The 18,535-nt window shown below is 70.8% G+C and carries 15 protein-coding genes; 4 read left to right on the top strand and 11 right to left on the bottom strand.

Going from position 1 to position 18,535, the window contains the following annotated elements:
* From ACZ6QQ_RS31520 to ACZ6QQ_RS31505, 4 genes are all read right to left on the bottom strand, one after another.
* A partial coding sequence (locus ACZ6QQ_RS31520; protein WP_465881241.1) for a S8 family serine peptidase occupies positions 1-1,932 on the bottom strand: 1,932 nt, incomplete at its 3' end.
* A 142-nt stretch (positions 1,933-2,074) separates the two neighbouring features.
* The gene (locus ACZ6QQ_RS31515; RefSeq protein WP_465881239.1) at positions 2,075-3,085 is read right to left on the bottom strand and encodes a serine/threonine-protein kinase; all 1,011 of its coding nucleotides are present in this window, start codon (positions 3,083-3,085) and stop codon (positions 2,075-2,077) included.
* A gap of 189 nt (positions 3,086-3,274) precedes the next feature.
* The gene (locus ACZ6QQ_RS31510; RefSeq protein WP_465881238.1) at positions 3,275-6,646 is read right to left on the bottom strand and encodes a 3-keto-alpha-glucoside-1,2-lyase-like domain-containing protein; all 3,372 of its coding nucleotides are present in this window, start codon (positions 6,644-6,646) and stop codon (positions 3,275-3,277) included.
* Positions 6,647-6,828: 182 nt separating this feature from the next.
* Complete coding sequence (locus ACZ6QQ_RS31505; RefSeq protein WP_465881237.1) at positions 6,829-7,251, bottom strand: MarR family winged helix-turn-helix transcriptional regulator; 423 nt, start codon at positions 7,249-7,251, stop codon at positions 6,829-6,831.
* Between the two features lie 85 nt (positions 7,252-7,336).
* Between ACZ6QQ_RS31505 and ACZ6QQ_RS31500 the strand changes: the two genes are divergently transcribed.
* From ACZ6QQ_RS31500 to ACZ6QQ_RS31490, 3 genes are all read left to right on the top strand, one after another.
* Complete coding sequence (locus ACZ6QQ_RS31500; protein ID WP_465881236.1) at positions 7,337-9,130, top strand: ABC transporter ATP-binding protein; 1,794 nt, start codon at positions 7,337-7,339, stop codon at positions 9,128-9,130.
* Between the two features lie 69 nt (positions 9,131-9,199).
* Positions 9,200-9,637: an NAD(P)-dependent oxidoreductase gene (locus tag ACZ6QQ_RS31495; protein ID WP_465881235.1), complete on the top strand. Its 438-nt coding sequence runs from the start codon at positions 9,200-9,202 to the stop codon at positions 9,635-9,637.
* Positions 9,634-10,077, top strand: coding sequence for an NAD-binding protein (locus ACZ6QQ_RS31490; protein WP_465881234.1), 444 nt, complete (start codon positions 9,634-9,636; stop codon positions 10,075-10,077). Before ACZ6QQ_RS31495 ends, ACZ6QQ_RS31490 begins: the two co-directional genes overlap by 4 nt.
* Before the next feature lie 114 nt (positions 10,078-10,191).
* Here the strand turns inward: ACZ6QQ_RS31490 and katG are convergent, their stop codons facing one another.
* Both katG and ACZ6QQ_RS31480 read right to left on the bottom strand, forming a co-directional pair.
* Entirely contained in the window at positions 10,192-12,465 is a 2,274-nt protein-coding gene (gene katG, locus ACZ6QQ_RS31485) for a catalase/peroxidase HPI (protein ID WP_465881232.1), read from the bottom strand.
* Positions 12,462-12,917, bottom strand: coding sequence for a Fur family transcriptional regulator (locus ACZ6QQ_RS31480; RefSeq protein WP_465881230.1), 456 nt, complete (start codon positions 12,915-12,917; stop codon positions 12,462-12,464). The genes katG and ACZ6QQ_RS31480 overlap by 4 nt, the downstream gene beginning before the upstream one ends.
* A gap of 512 nt (positions 12,918-13,429) precedes the next feature.
* Between ACZ6QQ_RS31480 and ACZ6QQ_RS31475 the strand changes: the two genes are divergently transcribed.
* Complete coding sequence (locus tag ACZ6QQ_RS31475) at positions 13,430-14,662, top strand: hypothetical protein (RefSeq protein WP_465881229.1); 1,233 nt, start codon at positions 13,430-13,432, stop codon at positions 14,660-14,662.
* Here ACZ6QQ_RS31475 and ACZ6QQ_RS31470 read toward each other — a convergent pair.
* The 5 genes from ACZ6QQ_RS31470 to ACZ6QQ_RS31450 all read right to left on the bottom strand — a co-directional run bounded on the left by ACZ6QQ_RS31470 (position 14,646) and on the right by ACZ6QQ_RS31450 (position 18,417).
* A complete protein-coding gene (locus ACZ6QQ_RS31470) occupies positions 14,646-15,470 on the bottom strand; it encodes a hypothetical protein (protein ID WP_465881228.1) in 825 nt (274 codons plus the stop codon). The genes ACZ6QQ_RS31475 and ACZ6QQ_RS31470 overlap by 17 nt on opposite strands.
* A gap of 453 nt (positions 15,471-15,923) precedes the next feature.
* On the bottom strand, positions 15,924-16,664 hold the full coding sequence (locus ACZ6QQ_RS31465; protein WP_465881226.1) for an IclR family transcriptional regulator: 741 nt from the start codon (positions 16,662-16,664) through the stop codon (positions 15,924-15,926).
* A gap of 228 nt (positions 16,665-16,892) precedes the next feature.
* Entirely contained in the window at positions 16,893-17,027 is a 135-nt protein-coding gene (locus ACZ6QQ_RS31460) for a fumarylacetoacetate hydrolase family protein (RefSeq protein ID WP_465881255.1), read from the bottom strand.
* Complete coding sequence (locus ACZ6QQ_RS31455) at positions 17,027-17,290, bottom strand: hypothetical protein (protein WP_465881225.1); 264 nt, start codon at positions 17,288-17,290, stop codon at positions 17,027-17,029. The genes ACZ6QQ_RS31460 and ACZ6QQ_RS31455 overlap by 1 nt, the downstream gene beginning before the upstream one ends.
* Positions 17,291-17,316: 26 nt before the next feature.
* The gene (locus ACZ6QQ_RS31450; protein ID WP_465881224.1) at positions 17,317-18,417 is read right to left on the bottom strand and encodes a cupin domain-containing protein; all 1,101 of its coding nucleotides are present in this window, start codon (positions 18,415-18,417) and stop codon (positions 17,317-17,319) included.
* Between the last annotated feature and the right edge of the window lie 118 nt (positions 18,418-18,535).

The following is an 18,535-nucleotide window of genomic DNA, read 5'->3' as shown; positions in this document are numbered from 1 at the left end:
GACGGTGGTGAACGTACCGTTCCCGTTCGAGAACGCGACCGGCACCGTCGTCCACCCGGCCCCACCCGCCACCGCCAGATCGTCCCGACCATCACCGTCGAAGTCGCCGCCGACCAACTTCGCCCCGCTGGTCTGCGCGAAACCGGGGAAGCTCGCGACGGGCTGGGTGACGGTGGTGAACGTACCGTTCCCGTTCGAGAACGCGACCGGCACCGTCGTCCACCCGGCCCCACCCGCCACCGCCAGATCGTCCCGACCATCACCATCGAAGTCGCCGCCGACCAACTTCGCCCCGGTGGCCTGCGCCCAGGTGGGGAAGCCGGCAACCGGCTGGTTGGCGGGGGTGAAGGTGCCGTCGCCGTTGGAGAATGCCACGGCCACCGTCGTCCACCCGGTCCCGCCGGCCGCGGCGACGTCGTCGCGACCGTCACCGTTGAAGTCGCCGCTGACCTTCTGGGCCCCGGACGCCGCCGCGCGGGCCGGGAAGTCCGCCAGGTACTGGTTGACCAGCGTGAACGACCCGCCGCCGGTGGAGAGGGCGACCGGGATCGTCGTCGCGTTCGGGGCGCCGGTGAGCGCCAGGTCGTCACGGCCGTCGGCGTCGAAGTCGCCGCTGAGCAGGGTGGCGCCGGGAAGGCAGGCCCAGTGGGCGAACCTGCTCGGCGCCAGCGAGTACGCCAGCCGGTTGGGCGAGCCGGCCAGGTTCGTCACCACGTTGTAGGTCGCGACCTCCACGACCACCCAGGCGGTGACCGCGGCCGGTGACTCGCCGGGGTGACCCTGGAGGTGGAGGGCCGCGATCGCGGCGACGTGCGGGGCGGCCATGTCGGTGCCGCTGAGGGTGTTCACGGCGGTGTTCGAGGTGTGCCAGGCCGAGGTGATGCCGGTGCCGGGGGCAAAGATGTCGACGCAGGTGCCGTAGTTGGAGTAGCTGTCACGGCTGTCGGTGCGGTTGGTCGCGGCGACGGTGATCGCACCGGCCACCCGGGCCGGGGAAACGGAGCAGGCGTTGGTTCCACCGTTGCCCGCCGCGACCACATAGGTGATTCCCGCGCTGATCGAGTTGCTGACGGCCGTGTCGAGCGCCGGATTGGCCGGGGCGCCGAGGCTCAGGTTCGCCACCGACGGGCCGGGTCGGTTCAGCGCGGTGAGCCAGTTGATGCCGGCGATGATCCCGGCGACCGTACCGCTGCCGGCGCAGTCGAGGACCCGGACCGGCACCAGTCGTACGCCCTTCGCCACGCCGTGGGCGGTGCCGCCGATCGTACCGGCGACGTGGGTGCCGTGGCCGTAGCAGTCGGTCATGCCGTAGTCGGGCGCGGGGTATCCGGGGGCGACCCGCCCGCCGAAGTCCGAGTGGGTGGCCCGGATACCGCTGTCGATGACGTAGACGGTCACCCCGGCGCCGGTGGCGTACCAGTCGTAGCGGTTGTTCAGCGGCAGGGGACGCTGGTCGACCCGGTCCAGTCCCCAGCTCGGCACCGGGCTCTGGGAGTCGTTGACGACCATCGTCGGGTTGGTGTCGACGGTCACCGTCTCGTTGCCGGCGATGTAGGCGACGTCCGGGTGAGCCCGGAGCGCGGTCAGCTGCGCCGGGCTGAGTGAGGCGGCGAAGCCGTTCAGGGCGTGTGCGTACCGGTGCTCGATCCGGACTCCGGCGGCCTCGGCGCGGGCGACGGCCGCAGTGGCGGCCCTGCTCGCGCGGGCGGTGCCCGGTGCGCCGTCGAGCACCACCAGGTAGCTGTCCGGAACCGCCCTGCCGGGCGCCGCGGCGAGCACCGGGGCGAGGCCACCCGCCCTGGTCGTGGGCGCGGCGACCGCCGTCGTGGGCAGGCTGAGCGACGCGAGCACGAGTACGGTCCCGAGCGCGGTCGCCGCCCGCCAACCGGGTACGCCGCCCATCCCGTACCTGGGCCGTTCGAGGTGTTGCACGGTCGCACCTCTCTCCGTCGGTCTCCGCCGGGCACACCGTGCAGCAGAGCGATCGCGTAGAGAAGCTTCTATATCGTTGGCCGTCTCTGTCAAGAGTCGACGACGGTCGACGCGTGCACCGCGAACCCGGCGACGTACGGCATCAGGCGCGGTGCCGCCCCGGGCGCGGGACTCGCGGTTCGGCGCTCCGCGACGACGACGAGAACGGCTCGACGGCCGCCGCGTAGGTCACCTCGTGCAGCGCCGGGTCGTCGGCCGACACCGGCTGTCGGGGTGCCGAGACCGGCGGGCGGGAGGGTGACGGCAGGACACCGATCGGCACGTACACCTGCGTCTGCACCGCCTCGGCGAGCAGCAGTGCCATGGCGACACTCGTCGGCCGGTCGGCCGGATCGGCGCTCAGGCACGACAGGCACAGCTCGGCCACGTCGGCGGGCAGGCCGGCGACCGGCGGCAGCGGGTCCGGTGGCCGGTGGACGTGGGACAGCGGCCGGTCCGGTTGCGTGTGTACCGGCCACGGCAGCCGCCCGACCAGGCTGAGATAGAGCAGCACGCCGACGGCGTACACGTCGCTGGCCGGGCTGGCGACGACCCCGTCGAGCCGTTCCGGGGCGACGAACGCCGGTGTGCCGACCACCTCGCCCGGGGCGACCGGGTCACGCTCGCCGGTCAGTGCCGCGATGCCGAAGTCGAGCACCTTCACTCCGGACGGGGTGAGCACGATGTTCGCCGGCTTGACGTCCCGGTGCACGATGCCGCCCTGGTGGGCCGCGGCCAGCGCGGCGCTCGCCTCCGCGCAGACCCGGACCGCGATCCGCCAGTCCAGCGCCCCGGAACGCAGGTGTACGGCCAGCGTCTCGCCCTCCACCAGCTCCATCACGATGTACGGCGCCAGTTGGCCGTCCGGCAGGGGTACCAGGCCGAAGTCGTGCACACCGGCGATGTTGGGATGAGCCAGCCGGGCCGCCGCGCGGGCCTCCGTGCGGGCCTGTTCCACGATCGCCCGGCCGCCCGCCGGATCGGCGTACGGCAGGGTGATCAGCTTGACCGCGACCGGCCGGTCGAGCACCTCGTCGTGGGCGTGCCAGACCTCCGACATGCCCCCTGCCCCGATCCGCTGATCGAGGCGGTACCGCCCGTCCAACACCGGCATCCCACGCCCCCGACACCTGCTCCCGCCGCCGGTCCGGTTCGACGACGGTCGGGAAGAGCGCTACCCCCGGTCCGCCCGACACAAACCGCCGAGGCGACGACGCACCCCGCTCACCCGCGCGAACGGTCACCGGTGGGACGGCGACGAGCGCCGACCCCGAATGCGGGGTCGGCGCTCGTCGGACGGGAGCTACGCCGGCTCGATCCAGATGTTGCGGTAGCGGATCGGGTTGCCGTGGTCCTGGAGGCGGATCGGGCCCGCCGACGGGCTCTCGGCCGCGCCGCCGCCGGTCGGGCCGTTGACCGCGACGTTGTTCTGGACCGTCACGCCGTTCCAGACCACCGTGATCCGCGCGTCCTCCGTCTTCGTGGTGCCGTTCCAGCGGGCCGCCCGGAACGTGATGTCGTAGGTCTGCCACGTCTGCGGTGCCGTCGCGGCGTTCACGTCCGCCGCCTTCTTGGTGTAGATCGCCGCCGCCTCGTCGTTGGCCAGCGACCTGTCCCCGTACGAGTCGAGCACCTGCACCTCGTAGCGGTCCTGCTGGTAGACGCCGGAGTTGGCGCGGGCCTGGCCGGTCACCTCCGGCCCGTACAGCGGGAGCCAGAACTCGACGTGCAGCTTGTAGTCGCCGTAGCTCTGCCGGGTACGGATGTCACCGCCGTTGACCTGCATGCCGCCACCGGTGATCGTCCAGGTGGGGTTGGCGCCGCTGGTGTGCTGCCAGTTGGCGGTCTGGGACGCCGCGGTGCCGTCGAACAGCACGGTCCGGTTGGTGGCCGCCCGGACCGTCCAGTGCTGGCTCGCCGCGCCGGCGTACTCCCAGATGTGCAGTTGCGTGCCGTCGGCGGAGCTGCCGGCGAGCGCGTCGAGCACCTTCCCGGACTGCGGGTTGAGCAGCGAGCCGTCGGCCTGCGGTTGCCAGACCTGGGAGCCGCTGCCGTTGCAGGTCCAGAGCTGCACCTTGGTTCCGTTCACGGTGCCGGCGTTGTCGACGTCGAGGCACTTGCCGAGGGCCTGGTAGGTCGTGCCCACCCGGCTCCACTGCTGGGCGGCGCTGCCGTTGCAGGTCCAGAGCTGGATCTTCGTGCCGTTGGCGGAGCCGGCGTTGTCGACGTCGACGCACTTGCCGCCGATGCCGCTGATCGTGCCGGGCCCGCCACCGCCACCGCCGCCGACCGAGGTCACCGTCAGGTTGTCGAGGTTGACGTGGCCGATGTCGCCGGCGTCGTACCGGTAGGCGATCGTGTTGGCGCCGGCGTTGAGGGTGACCGGCTCGGACCTGGTCGCCCAGGTGTCCCAGTTGCCGGTGCTGGGCAGGCTGGTCTGGCGGATCTTCGTGCCGTTGACGTACAGGCTGACGGTCTTGGCGCCGGTGCCGCCGTTGGGCCCGTTGGAGAACCGCAGTACGGCGTTGTGGGCGCCGGCCGCCGCGTTCACGGTGAACGTCGTCGAGGCGCCCTGGGTGCCGTAGCCGGCCACGAACCCGCTGCCGGTGTAGCCGACGTGGTCGGTCATCGCGACCGCGCCGCCGGCGAGCGAGGCGTTCTCCGCCTCCAACGTTCCCGTCTGCGGCGGCGGGCCGCCGACCAGCGAGTTGAGCGTGTACCAGGCCTCGGTGCTCCACAGCTCCTGCCCGTTGGTCGCGGTGAACGGGCGGGGCGACCGCAGGTGCACGACCCGGCCGGGCTGGAGGCCGGTGATCTGGAGGGTGACCTTCCTACCGTCGGCCGACGGGGTCGCGGAGCTGACCGTCAGGGTCTGCTCGTCGACCTTCGGGCCGCCGTAGGTCGCCGTCGGGACGTACCGCCACTGCTTGACCTTGTACTTGGCGGCGAGTCCGGCGAGTGTCGCCGGGGACAGCGGCTGGGTGTAGGTCAGCTCGAATCCGCCGGCCACCGCGCGCATCGAGTGGATGTCGAACGCGTTGCCACCGTTGGCGGTCAGCTTCTGCAGGCCGTAGGTCAGCTTGCCGGACTGGCCCCAGTTGCCGCCCGCGCCGAGCCCGCCGACGTAGATGGCGCCGTCGGGGCCGATCGACGTACGCAGCACGCCCATCTCCAGTCCCTGGGTGTGCCGGAACACCGCGCCCTGGTACTCACCGTTGATCTTCTCCAGGAACGCGCGCTGGAGCCCACCGTAGGTGACGTCGCCGATCAGCATCTGCCCGGCGAACGGGCCGGTCGACACCATCACCGGTGTGCTCGGCGAGTTGGCGATCTCGTTCTGCGGCAGCCAGAGCACCGGCTGGGTGACCGGATTGCCCTGGAACGGGCCGGGCGGGTTCATGTTGAGGTTGAAGAACCGGTCCTGCTTGATGTGCAGCAGCTTCGACGACGGCAGCCAGTCACCCTGGTTGTCGAGGACGAAGATGCCGCCCTCCGGACCCCAACCGATGCCGTTGGGCGTACGCAGACCGCCCGCGACGTAGTGCAGCGCGCCGGTGAACCTGTCGATCCGGACCGTCGTGCCACGGTTGGGCGCCGGCTGCGGGTTGGTGGTCGCCCCGCCCTGGTTGATCGAGATCGACAGGTTGAGGTAGAAGTACGGCGCCTGGTAGAGCAGCCCGAACGCGAACTCGTGGAAGTTGCCGCCGAACGGCCAGGTCGCCACCTGGCGGTAGCTGTCGGTGACCCAGTCGCCGTTGGTGTCGTTGAGTTCGACCAGCCGGTGCTTCTCCGACACGTAGAGCTTGCCGTCGACGTACTTGATGCCCATCGGCTCTTTCAGCCCCTGGGCGATCCGCTGGTGGGTTACCTGCGCGGGGCTCGTGCTGCCGGTCACGTTCGACAGCAGGTAGACCTCGCCGAGCGAGTTGTCGGTGCCGCCCCAGGTGGTGATCGCGAGCCGCCCGTCGGGCAGCCAGTCCATCGCCGACACCTGTGGTTGGAAGCCGGTCGGCCGCAGGTTGGTCAACGTGTAGTTGGGGTGGACGCCGGTCAGCGGCAACCCGTCGCCGGGTGCGTCGGTGACGCCCTCGCACTCCTTGCGGCCCGGCGCGGTGACCCGTACGACGCCGGCATCGGTGCTGAGCACGCTGTTGGGCACGAGGACGAAGGACGACGATCCGGGCGTACGCCAGTCGAGGGTGATCTGCTGGTCGCCGGCCCGCTCGAAGTGGTCGATCCGCAGCGAGTGGTAGCCGGCCGTGAGCGCGACGGTGCCCTCCTTGGGCGGTGCCACGCCGTGCAACCCGTCGTGGTCGATCACGAGCTGGTCGTCGATCCGCAGTTCGGACCCGTCGTCGCTGCTCAGCCGGAAGGTGTAGCTCCCGGCGGTGGCGATGTTGATGTTTCCGGTGACCTGGCTGACGAAGTTGTCACCGAACCCGAAATCGGTGGTGGCGGTCCAGTTGATCGTGGACATCTTCCTGTCCACGTTGGGCGTCTGTCCGGGCTTGAGTACGCAGATCTCGCTGAGCGGCACCTGTACGTCGAAGACGCGCAGGGTGACACCGGGCTCCTGTGGTGGTGGCGCCGCGACGGCGGCGCCGGGTGCGATGACAAGGCTGCCGGTCAGGAGACCGGCGGCGGTGAGGACGGCTGACAAGGACCGTATGCCCATTGTTCCTCCGGGACGGGAGAGGGACGTGACGGACACGGTAGGGGGCTTTCATTCAACTGTCCATATCTATACATCTATCAATCAGAACTTTCGTTCGATTGAGCAAAAGTCAACGGCTGGCCATCAGAAAGGGCGAGCATGCCCTGCACTTCGCCCGGCCGAGCCGGGTCCGCCGTGGCGGATCAGCCGCCCAGGGTACGCAGGATGCGGGCGAGTTCGTCCCGGTCGGCGGGGTCGAGGTCGGCGAAGAGACGTTCCGCCTCGGTCTGCCGGGCGGTCCGGATGGCGGTGTGGATCCGGTTGCCCTCCTCGGTCAGCGCGACCAGCGTGGCCCGTCGGTCACCCGGATCGGGGCGACGTTGCACCAGCCCCCGGCTCTGGAGGTCGTCGACCACCTCGGTGGCCGAGCGCGGCGCGATGCGCAGGTGTTCGGCGAGGGCACTGAGCCGCAGCGTGTCGTGCCGCGCGAGGACGCCGAGCGCGCGGGCCTGACTCGGGGTGACGTCCCACGGCTCCAGCGCCTCCCGGCTGCGCTGCCGCAGCCTGCGGGCCACCCCCCAGAACGCCTCCGCCAGGGTCTCGTCGTCGCCGTCCGCCTCGGTCACGGGAATACGGTAGCAGGGGATACGGTTGTTACCTCATGATGAGGCAACCTCAGCAATATTCCCCGTCGAAAGGCAGACACCCCCCTTGGAACCCACCCCCTCCGGCCGCGACCGCGGCCCCCGCACCGTCAGCGCCGACGAGAAGGCACAGGCCCGCCACGTGTCGCTGCGCCGCATAGCCGGGCTGTTCACCCAGCACCGGACGGCGCTCGCCATGGTCACCGCGATCATCGTGGCCTCCTCGGTCATCGCGATGGCCTCACCCTTCCTGCTCCGTCACGTCATCGACCGCGCCCTGCCCGAACGCGACCTGCCGCTGCTCGTCTGGCTGGTCCTCGGCATGGTCGGGGTGGCCGCCGTCACCTCACTCCTCGGCGTCATACAGACCTGGATCTCCACCCGGGTCGGGCAGGAGGTCCTGCACCGGCTGCGCACCGACGTCTTCCGTCACCTCCAGCGGCAGTCACTGGGATTCTTCACCCGGACCCGTACCGGCGAGGTGCAGTCCCGGATCACCAACGACATCGGCGGCATGCAGTCGGTGGTCACCTCCACCGCCACCGGCGTCGCGTCCAACCTGACCACGGTCATCGCCACCGCCGTCGCCATGGTCGCGCTCTCCTGGCGGCTCTCCCTGGTGTCGCTGATCGTGCTTCCCCCCGCGATCTGGCTGACCCGCCGCGTCGCCCACCTGCGCCGCGAGATCACCGCACGCCGCCAGCGCGAACTGGCCGACCTCAACGTCACCGTCGAGGAGGGGCTGTCGATCAGCGGCGTGCAGCTCGCCAAGACCCTCGGAACCGGACCGACCCTGATCGAACGGTTCACCACCTCCTCCGCCCGCCTGGTCGACCTGGAGCTGCGCAGCGAACTCGCCGGCCGGTGGCGGATGGCCTCGATGAGCGTCATCTTCGCCGCCATCCCGGCGATCATCTACCTCAGCGCCGGGCTGCCCGGCACCGCCGGCACGCTGAGCATCGGCACCCTGGTCGCCTTCACCGCGTTGCAGGGCGGGCTGTTCCGCCCGCTGATGGGTCTGCTGAACGTGGGCGTCTCGCTGACCGCGTCGCTGGCGCTCTTCGCCCGGATCTTCGAGTACCTGGACCTCCCGGTCGAGGTGGCCGACCCGGCCGAGCCGGCCGGCATCGACCCGCGCCGGGTCCGCGGCCACCTGCGGCTGGACGAGGTCACCTTCAGCTACCCCGGCAGCGACACCGCCGCGGTCGCCGGGGTCACCCTGGACGTACCCGCCGGCACCAGCCTTGCCCTGGTCGGCGAGACCGGCTCCGGCAAGAGCACCCTCGCCGCGCTGGTCAGCCGGCTGCACGACCCGAGCAGTGGCCGGATCACCGTGGACGGCGTCGACCTGCGCGACCTGCGCCTGGCCGACCTGGCCGCGATCGTCGGCGTGGTCAGCCAGGAGACGTACCTGCTGCACACCACCGTGCGGGAGAACCTGCGCTACGCCCGACCGGACGCCACCGACGCCGAGATCGAGACCGCCGCACGCGCCGCGCAGATCCACGACCTGATCGCCGGCCTGCCCGACGGGTACGACACGGTGGTCGGCTCGCGCGGGCACCGGTTCTCCGGTGGGGAGAAGCAGCGCCTGGCCATCGCCCGCACCCTGCTGCGCGACCCGCGCGTCCTGATCCTCGACGAGGCCACCAGCGCCCTGGACACCGAGACCGAACGGGCCGTCCAGCGTGCCTTCGACGTGCTCGCCGAGGGACGTACGACGATCACCATCGCGCACCGGCTCTCCACCGTGCGGCACGCCGACCAGATCGCGGTGCTCGACCACGGACGGATCGTCGAACACGGCACCCACGACACCCTGATCCACGGCAACGGCCGGTACGCCATGCTGGCCGCGTGATCCTCTCCCAGGCCAATCCCGTCGAATTGGCTGCGGCCACCGGGCCGGCCGCTGCGTAGCGTGCAACGGGTGACTGTGGGATTTCTCGGCCTCGGTGTCATGGGACAACCGATGGCGCTCAACCTGGTTCGAGCCGGTACCGACCTGATCGTCTGGAACCGCACGCCGGAACGGACGCAGCCGCTGAGCGCGGCCGGCGCCGCCGTGGCAGGTAGTCCGGCCGAGGTCTTCGCGAAGGCCGAAACCGCGATCGTGATGCTGGCGAACGGCGCCGCCATCGACCATGTCCTGGGCCGCGGCACGGAGACTTTCGCCCGGCAGCTGACCGGACGGACGGTGGTGCACATGGGCACCACCGAGCCCGACTACTCGCGCGGGCTCGCCGCCGACGTACGGGCCGTGGACGGGGCGTACGTGGAGGCACCGGTCTCCGGGTCGCGAGGGCCCGCCGAAGCCGGCCGGCTGGTTGCCATGCTGGCCGGTGACGACCGGACGTCGAGCGGGTGACGCCCCTGTTGCGGCCCATGTGCCACGAGATCCTGCGGTGCGGTCCGGTCCCCGACGCGCTGTTGACCAAGCTGGCCGTCAACACGTTCCTGATCAGCATGGTGACCGGGCTGGCGGAGGCGTTCCACTTCGCCGACCGGCACGGCCTGGACCGGGCGACACTGCTGACGGCGCTGGACGCCGGGCCGATGGCGAGCACGGTTTCCCGGGTGAAGGGCCGCAAACTGCTGGACCGCGACTTCGAGGTGCAGGCCTCGATCCGCGACGTGCTCTACAACAGCGGGCTGATCGTCCGGGCCGCCGAGCGGGCCGGTGTCGTCTCCCCGCTGCTGGACGTCTGCCAGGAGCTGTTTTCCGAAACAGCCGAGGCCGGGTACGCAGCCGAAGACATGGCTGCGGTGGTCCGCGCGCTGGAGGCCCGCTCACGCGACTCGCGGTGAACGCATCGGGGTGCCGCGCACCGGTCGGCTTCCCCGACCCGCCCGAGGGACGGCGCGCCCCGGCCGATCACTGATCGATCGACCGGGGCGCGCCGGTTAAAGCCTTGGTGCCGGTCAGACGAGGTCGAACCGGTCGAGTTCCATGACCTTGGTCCAGGCCGCGACGAAGTCGGTGACGAACTTGTCGCGAGCGTCCTGGCTGGCGTAGACCTCGGCGAGGGCCCGCAGCTGGGAGTTGGAGCCGAAGATGAGGTCGACCGCGGTAGCGGTCCACTTCACCTCGTCGGTGGCCAGGTCGCGGATCTCGTACACGTGCTCGTCGGACTCCGACGCCCTCCACCGGGTGCCCGGGGAGAGCAGGTTGGCGAAGAAGTCGTTGGTGAGCACCCCGGGCCGGTCGGTGAGGACACCGTGCTGCTTGCCCCCGACGTTGTTCCCGAGCGAGCGCAGGCCGCCGACGAGGACGGTCATCTCGGGCGCGGTCAGGTTGAGCATGTACGCCCGGTCGACGAGCAGCACCTCCGGCTGGGTCTTCTCGCCGGGACGCAGGTAGTTGCGGAACGCGTCGGCGCGCGGTTCCAGCACCGCGAAGGACTCGACGTCGGTCTGCTCCTGGGTCGCGTCGGTACGGCCCGGACGGAACGGCACGGTCACCTCGACACCCGCGTCGCGGGCCGCCTTCTCGACGGCGGCCGAACCGGCCAGCACGATCAGGTCGGCGAGCGAGATCTTCGCCCCGCCCGCGTCGTTGAACTCCCGCCGGATCCCCTCAAGGGTCTCCAGGACCGTCGCGAGCTGCTCCGGCTGGTTGACCTCCCAGCTGCGCTGCGGCTCAAGCCGGAGCCGGGCACCGTTGGCGCCGCCGCGCTTGTCGGTGGACCGGTAGCTCGCGGCCGAGGCCCAGGCGGTGGAGACCAGTTGGGCGGTGGTGAGGCCGGACTCCAGGACCTTCGCCTTGAGGGCGGCGACGTCGGCGTCACCCACGAGGGCGTCGGTCACGGCCGGCACCGGGTCCTGCCACAGCTGGGGCTCGGCCACCCACGGTCCCAGGAAGCGGCTGACCGGACCCATGTCGCGGTGCAGCAGCTTGTACCAGGCCTTGGCGAAGGCCAACGCGAACTCGTCCGGGTTCTCCAGGAAACGGCGCGAGATCTTCTCGTACGTCGGGTCGAAGCGCAGCGACAGGTCGGTCGTGAGCATCGTCGGCTTGTGCTTCTTCGCCGGGTCGAAGGCGTCCGGAATGATCGCCTCGGCGTCCTTGGCGACCCACTGCTTGGCGCCGCCGGGGCTCGTGGCGGGCTCCCACTCGTACCCGAAAAGGATCTCGAAGAAGCGGTTGCTCCACTGCGTCGGCCGGTCGGTCCAGGTCACCTCAAGGCCGCTGGTGATCGTGTCACCGCCCTTGCCGCTGCCGTGGGTGCTCAGCCAGCCGAGGCCCTGCGCCTCCAGCGGTGCCCCCTCGGGCTCCGCGCCGACGTGGGTGTCGGCGACGCCGGCACCGTGGGTCTTGCCGAAGGTGTGACCGCCGGCGATGAGGGCGACGGTCTCCTCGTCGTTCATCGCCATCCGGCCGAAGGTCTCGCGGATGAAGTGCGCCGCCGCCCGGAAGTCCCCACTGCCCCGGGGCCCCTCGGGGTTGACGTAGATGAGCCCCATCTCGGTCGCGCCGACGCCCTCGGCCATCTGCGAGTCGGAGACGTAGCGCTCGTCACCGAGCCAGGCGTCCTCCGGACCCCAGAAGATCTCCTCCGGCTCCCACACGTCCTCGCGGCCGAAGCCGAAGCCGAAGGTCTTGAAGCCCATCGACTCCAGGGCGACGTTGCCGGCGAGCACCAGCAGGTCGGCCCAGGAGATCTTCTGGCCGTACTTCTGCTTGACCGGCCACAGCAGCCGGCGGGCCTTGTCGAGGTTGGCGTTGTCGGGCCAGCTGTTGAGCGGGGCGAACCGCTGGCCGCCGTCGCCGGCACCGCCGCGACCGTCCTGGATGCGGTACGTGCCGGCGGCGTGCCAGCTCATCCGGATCATCAGGCCGCCGTAGTGACCGAAGTCGGCCGGCCACCAGTCCTGCGAGGTGGTGAGCACCTCGACGATGTCCTGCTTGAGGGCCTCGACGTCGAGCTTCTCGAACTCCTTGGCGTAGCTGAAGTCCTCCTTCAGCGGACTGCCCTTGGACGAGTGGGCGTGCAACACCGAGAGGTCGAGCTGGTTGGGCCACCAGTCCCGGTTGGTCCGCGGACGACCACCGGTCTTCGGGGTCGGCGAGTCGATCGCCGGGTTCTCGCTCTCGCTGCCGCTCGCGGTCACGGAGTCGTGCGCGACCGGGCAGCCGCCCGCCGCCGGGTCCACGCCCTGCGCACTGGAGGGACCGTTGTCCTGGGTGTCGCTCATCTGTTTCCTTCCGAACTGACGGATCGCTGGGACGTGCGTTCGGCCGCGCAGTCGGGGCAGGTGCCCCAGTAGACGACCTCCGCCTCGTCGATCACGTAACCGTGGTCGTCCGAGGCGGTCAGACAGGGAGAGTGGTCGACGGCGCAGTCGACGTCGGCGATCGCACCGCAGGAGCGGCAGACCACATGGTGGTGGTTGTCGGCGACCCGGGACTCGTAGCGGGCGGTCGCACCGGCAGGCTGGATACGACGCACCAGACCGCTGTCGGTGAGCGCGCGCAACACGTCGTACACCGCCTGATGGGAGACCGTCGGATGGTCCGCCCGTACCAGCGCGATCACCGTGTCGGTGTCGACGTGCGGGTGGTCGCGCAGCGCTGCGAGCACCGCCAGTCGGGGCCGGGTCACGCGCAACGAGACCGCCCGCAGCTGCGCCTCGAAGTCGGACGTCACGCGATCAAGATAGCCCACTTTTCTGGAACAGATCAAGTTTGTTCCCAACCTCGGCGCCGTATCGCCCGAAACCCCGCGTTCGGCTTCTGACGTGCGGTTTTCGGGCACCGGGGCCGAACGACCTCGGGTGCGCGGTGCCGGCCTCCGCCCGGCCGAACCGACCGGTGGACGATCACGCGACGGCTCGCGGTCCACGAGATCATCGGTCACCCTCCACGCGGCCACCACGAATGGGCCGCCGAGAACGCGGATTCGTTCCGCCGACCATCCGGGGCGACACCAACGCACCGAAACGCACTCGCCCGTTCCGACGTGAACGAGTCGGACACATTGACCCGCTCCACCATTGCCTCTAGCGTGCCTTTCCGTCAGCGCAGTGACCCAAGCCCGACGAGAGGCCGATCATGACCGCCGATGGCACCATTCCAGCGGAAGCGCAAATCCCAGCAAAAGCGCAAGCATCGACGGAAACGCCAACCCGAACGGAGGCGGCAACCCGGACGAGAGCGAGAATGGACATTGGCCGCCGGGGATTCCTCACCGGTCTCGCCGCCGTCGGTGTCGGCGTCACGTTGCCGGAGGCGGCCCACGGCCGGGCCCGACCGGCGGGCACGGCCTCGGCACCCGTACGCGTCGCGGACCGGCCGTCGGCGCCGGCCGGCCCGGTGCCGCTACCGCCTGCCGTGCGCTCCCGGCAGGCCCTGTCCCCGCCGACCACCTCGGCCGCGCTGCCGATCGTCCAGCACGGCAGCACCTACAACCTGGCGCAGGTGGTCCGGTGGCTCGACCAGGAGCACTTCGCGGTCGGCCGGTGGGACGGCACGATGAGCGTCTACGACTTCGAGACCGCCCCGTACGTCGGTCCGATCATCACCGACGTGGTGAACACCCCCTCCTCCCAGGGCGTACGGATGATCACCGTGCTCCCCCGCCGCACCCTGGTCACCTCCAACGACGCCGGTTCACTCTCCGTCTGGTGGACGACCTCCGACCGGTGGGCGGACCTGCGCCTGCGCGGCACCGCGAGTTACGAGCCGACGCTCGGGGCGGCGACGGGTGGCACCTTCTTCGGCGAGTTGTCGCTGCTCGTGGTCGGCCACGACAACGGCTACCTGTCCTTCTGGTCGTTCGAGCCGTGGACCCGTACGCTGCGCTCGCGCGGGCAGGTCAACGTGCAGAACCCCAACCCGGTCAACCCGTGGGGCCTGCACGCGGTCTACGAGGTCGCACCGCTCGTCACCTCGGGCCCGTACGCCAGCGTGATCGCCGGTTCGGACGACGGCTACCTCTCGATCGTCCGCGTACCGAGCAGGACGATCCTGTCCCAGACGGTTTTCAATCCTTCCGCCCAGCGCGGAATCAACTGCGTCTCCGTTTCGGGAAACAAGATCCTCGTCGGTAACTGCTCGGTGGGTGCCGACGACGACAATCTCTGGTACTTCACCGCGAACACTTCGACCGGTCAACTCACGCTGGTCGACAGCGTTAATCTGATCATTGATCCGGCCGAGGTGCAGTCGTTCAATTTCGAGACGGTGTGGGGCAGTTACAGCGGCGGTCCCTGCTGGTTCGCCGGCACCGAAGAGGGCGCACTCTGGATGGGTACGGCCACCGCCGGGATCGACGTCATCGGTTACCAACCACTGAGCGACGGGGCGATCGGCGCCGCGCTCGACTGCACCGACGGACCGGGGCGGTTGGCCGCGGTGATCCACAACCTGCAGCAGTTCACCACCGGGGCGTAGGACGAACCGGTCCGGTGGGGGTGGGCCGGGCTCGGCGCCGCTCGACCAGGGCGCCGAGCAGGTTCAGCCCGAGCGCGTACGCTCCGGCGCCCACCAGCAGGGCGACGCCGGCACCGTGCCCCCAGTCGCCGACCAGGACCGGAGGATCGGACCACACGTCGAGCGACAGACCGGCGAGGGCGAGCGCGGTGCCGGCCGCGATCGGCGGAACGGTCCACAGTAGCCAGGCCGGCCCGGCGAACTCGTCGTCCTGGGCCAGACCCACCTGCGTCGCGCCGTACCAGAACATGCCGAGCAGGACCAGCAGCGCGCCGCGTTGGCCGGTCCGCCGGCCGGCGAGCAGGATCCCGAGACCGACCCCGGCGGCGGCGAGCAGCGGATAACCAGACAGTTCGTACAGGAGCACCCGGAGCAGCACCGGGTCGTCGAACGCGGGGCCGACCCGGTGGCCGGCCTCCCGCGACCGGGCAACCGGGTACGCCACCAGCACGGTCACCCCGGCCAGCAGCACCCCGAGCGGAAGCGCCACCGCCAGTGCGGTCACCTGGCCGTGGCGGCGGACCAGCGCGACGCCGGCCAGCAGGGCCAGTAGTTGTCCACCGAGGACTCCGGAGGTGTACCGGAAGATTCGCGTGGCGTGGGACCACTCGTGCTGCTGGGCGGCACCCTGCGGGTCGTCGTTGACCCAGAACCCGTAGAGCTCGTCGTTGAACGGCATGGAGCTCCAGGCCAGCAACGCCATCACCGGCACCGACCAGACCAGCGGATGGGTCAGCGCGCTCCGCAGCACGGGCCGGGACCTGCCCACCGGACTCGTTCCTACGTTTTCGGCCATGGTCCACCGATCCGGGTGAGGGAGTGGGTGCCCAGCATATTCCGGCGGCCGTGTGCGTGTTCGGAGCCGGTGTCGGGAGCCGAGGTGCACGGTTCAACGCCGACGCGCCTCGCAGAATGCGGCGACGGCGGTTGTGCCGGCCCGCGTCGCCGTAGGCGATGTTCCCGTACCCGGACGACGTCGCGACGTCGCACGGCACCCGGTGTGAAGAGGATGCGCGCCCACGGCCGCCGTCCCGGCACGTAGTCGATGCCGCCCTCGGCGAGCGCCCGCCGCAGCGCCGGGCGGGCCCGCGGTGCCCGTCGGGCCAGCACGCCGAGACCTACGACGACGAGCACGGCGACCCCGAACGCGGACGTGCTCACGGTCCGGTGGTGTCAACGCGCTACGCGCCGGGATCCGTCACCGGCGGGTGTGCCGAGCGGGCTACAGCGCCGCGTGCACGCGTTGCTTGACGCTCTCCCGGGCGGCCACCAGGTGCGGCACCAACGCCTCCGCCTCCCGCACGCCGGCCATCCGGCTGGCGGGGACGACCACGGCGATGGCCGCCAACGGGCTGCCGGCGAGATCCGGGACGGCGGTAGCCACCGCGCAGATGCCGGTCTCGCCCTCCTCGAAGTTGAGGGCGTACCCGCGCTGGCGGATCGACTCCAGTTCCTCGGTCAAGTCCTGCCAGGTGGTGACCGAGGAGGGCGTACGTCCGTCGAGCGACCGCGTCGGGTAACGCCGTTCCAGGTCGTGCGGTTCGAGTCCGGCCAGGATGGCCTTGCCACCGGCGGTGCAGTGGGCCGGGAGCACGACCCCGGTCCGGTCACCTACCCGGACGGCACGGGGACTCTCGACGCAGTCGTGGAACCGGACGAGGTTTCCCTCCAGCAGGGTGAGGCTGGCGGTTTCGCCGGTCGCGTTGCGCAGTTCCTCCAGGATCGGCGCGGCGACACGACGTACGTCGATCCGGCCGATGGCGGCGATGCCGATCTCGTTCAACGCGGGACCGGACCGGTAGGCACCATTCGGACGGTCCTGGATCACGAACCCACGATGACGCAGTGCCGCCAGCAGCCGGTGCGCGGTGGAGCGCGCCACGCCGAGCTCGTCGGCCGCCTCGGAGACGCGCAGCACCTGGTGCTCACCGAGAAGGCCGAGCAACCGCAGGGCATTATCCACAGAGGCGAGGCCTTTGACGGGGGTCAACGCGTCGTTCGCCATGGCGGAATGCTACCAACATTGGTGCCGCCCGCAAGAAGGACAGCCGGGCGATCGGGACCGGGTACCGGGTCGGCCGAAAAGGGGCCGCCCGTGCCGCGCGTGGGCGTCAGCACCGGCCCGCCGGACGCACGCCACCGACGGCAGGCGCGGCCCGAGTCCACTCCGGAGGATGCCACCCCGCGCCGGTCAGTCGGCCCGGCGTACCCGGGTGCGCAGTTCACCCGGCCCGCTGATGGTCGTACGCAGGTCGTCCCCCGCGGCTACCGGTCCCACACCGGGCGGAGCCCCGGTGAAGACGAGGTCACCGGGGAGCAACGTCATCACCGACGACGCGTACGCGATGATCCGGGCGACCCGAGTGCCGGCGCGCCGAGCCGGACCCGGTCCAGCGGCAGCACCGGCCCCTCCCCCGCCGTCTTGACGAGCCGGTCGCGGACCGCCGGAAAGTCCCGACACAGCCGTCGCCACCAGCCGGCCGTCAACGGGTCGGGATCGTGTGCCCACGGCAGCACGTCGGTCACGTCGACCAGCCCGCCGTCGACCACCGCACCCAGCCGATGGTCGTCGAAAATAGCCAACCGCATGGCAGGTGCGTCCTCGGTCGGAGCGGCTAGCGCGGCTGGAACGTCCGGAGCACGGGTTGCGCCGCGTCCAGGGTCTGCCGGCGGAACAGTCCCAGCGCACGCAGCACGGGGGCGTCGCTGATGCTGAACAGGTCGGCCCGCTCCCGCGCGTGGTGCTCCACGGCCGACCAGGAGGGCACGACGAAGCAGTCACCGGCGGACCACTCGAACGACTCACCGTCGATCACGCTGTGACCGTGGCCGTCGAACACCACGAACACCTGGTTACCGGCCTGCCGTTCGGGCAGGCTCGCCCCGGCGGCCGCGATCCGGTGCATGAAGCAACCCAGGGTGGGCAGCACGCTGGCGCCCGAGCGGGGGTTGGTGAATTCGAGGGTGACCCGGGGCGCGTCGGTGCCGGCCGCGAGCCGGGACAGTTCGGCGTCGGTGTCCGCCCACCGGTAGACCAGCAAAGGCGACGGCGCGGGATCCAGCTGACCGGTGACCGCGTCCGGGACGAACCGGGGACCGGCCGCCGCGTACTCGGCCTCGGACCGGTTGTGCGGTCGCAGGTGCGGCTGCTGTAGTTCGCCGTACTCCTCGAAGAACACCGCGTCGAGCGCCTCGACCATCGGCAGGTCCAGCCCGTCGAACCAGAGCATGGTCGAGTCGCCGCCGTTGGTGTGGTCGTGCCAGTTGTAGGCCGGGGTGAGAACCAGGTCGCCGGGGGCCATGTCGCAGGCGTCTCCGTCGACGGTGGTCCAGACACCGGAGCCGGACAGGACGAAGCGGATGGCGCCGGGACTGTGCCGATGAGCCGGCGCGGACTCGTACGGGCCGAGGCACTGCAACGCCCCCCACAGCGTGCCCGCCGCGTACGGGCGACCACCCAGCCCCGGGTTGACCAGGCTCAGCACCCGACGCTCGCCGCCCCGCTCGATCGGTACGAGTTCGATGGCCTGTTCGGCGAGTGGTCGCAGGGTCTCGGCGGACCACAGCCAGGGCACCGCCTTCGGCCGGGGCGTGGGGGTCAGCAACTGGTCGGTGATGTTCCAGAGGGGGGCGAGATCCGCTCGGGCGAGCGCCTCGTAGAGCGCGCCCAGCTCACCTTCGGCGTCCGCTTTCGTCGACGGCAGGTCGATGCTCACGGGTTCTCCTTCGTCGGCACGGAGCGGCTGGACCAGCGGGTCCACGACGCCGAGCAGCGCGTCCCGCCCGGCGACGAGGGCCGGCAGTGGCTGGCGTCACGACCAGAGACTATTGGCT

The organism is Micromonospora sp. NPDC049529 (genome assembly GCF_055586685.1).
This window is presented reverse-complemented; position numbering and strand designations above follow the sequence as displayed.

What these genes read in the sequence shown, in the direction of transcription:
- ACZ6QQ_RS31515 (WP_465881239.1), bottom strand. Translation starts at nt 3,085, where the DNA reads ATGCCGGTGTTGGACGGGCGGTACCGCCTCGATCAGCGGATCGGGGCA.
- ACZ6QQ_RS31510 (WP_465881238.1), bottom strand. Translation starts at nt 6,646, where the DNA reads ATGGGCATACGGTCCTTGTCAGCCGTCCTCACCGCCGCCGGTCTCCTG.
- katG (WP_465881232.1), bottom strand. Translation starts at nt 12,465, where the DNA reads ATGAGCGACACCCAGGACAACGGTCCCTCCAGTGCGCAGGGCGTGGAC.
- ACZ6QQ_RS31475 (WP_465881229.1), top strand. Translation starts at nt 13,430, where the DNA reads ATGGACATTGGCCGCCGGGGATTCCTCACCGGTCTCGCCGCCGTCGGT.
- ACZ6QQ_RS31460 (WP_465881255.1), bottom strand. Translation starts at nt 17,027, where the DNA reads ATGACGTTGCTCCCCGGTGACCTCGTCTTCACCGGGGCTCCGCCCGGT.
- ACZ6QQ_RS31455 (WP_465881225.1), bottom strand. Translation starts at nt 17,290, where the DNA reads ATGCGGTTGGCTATTTTCGACGACCATCGGCTGGGTGCGGTGGTCGAC.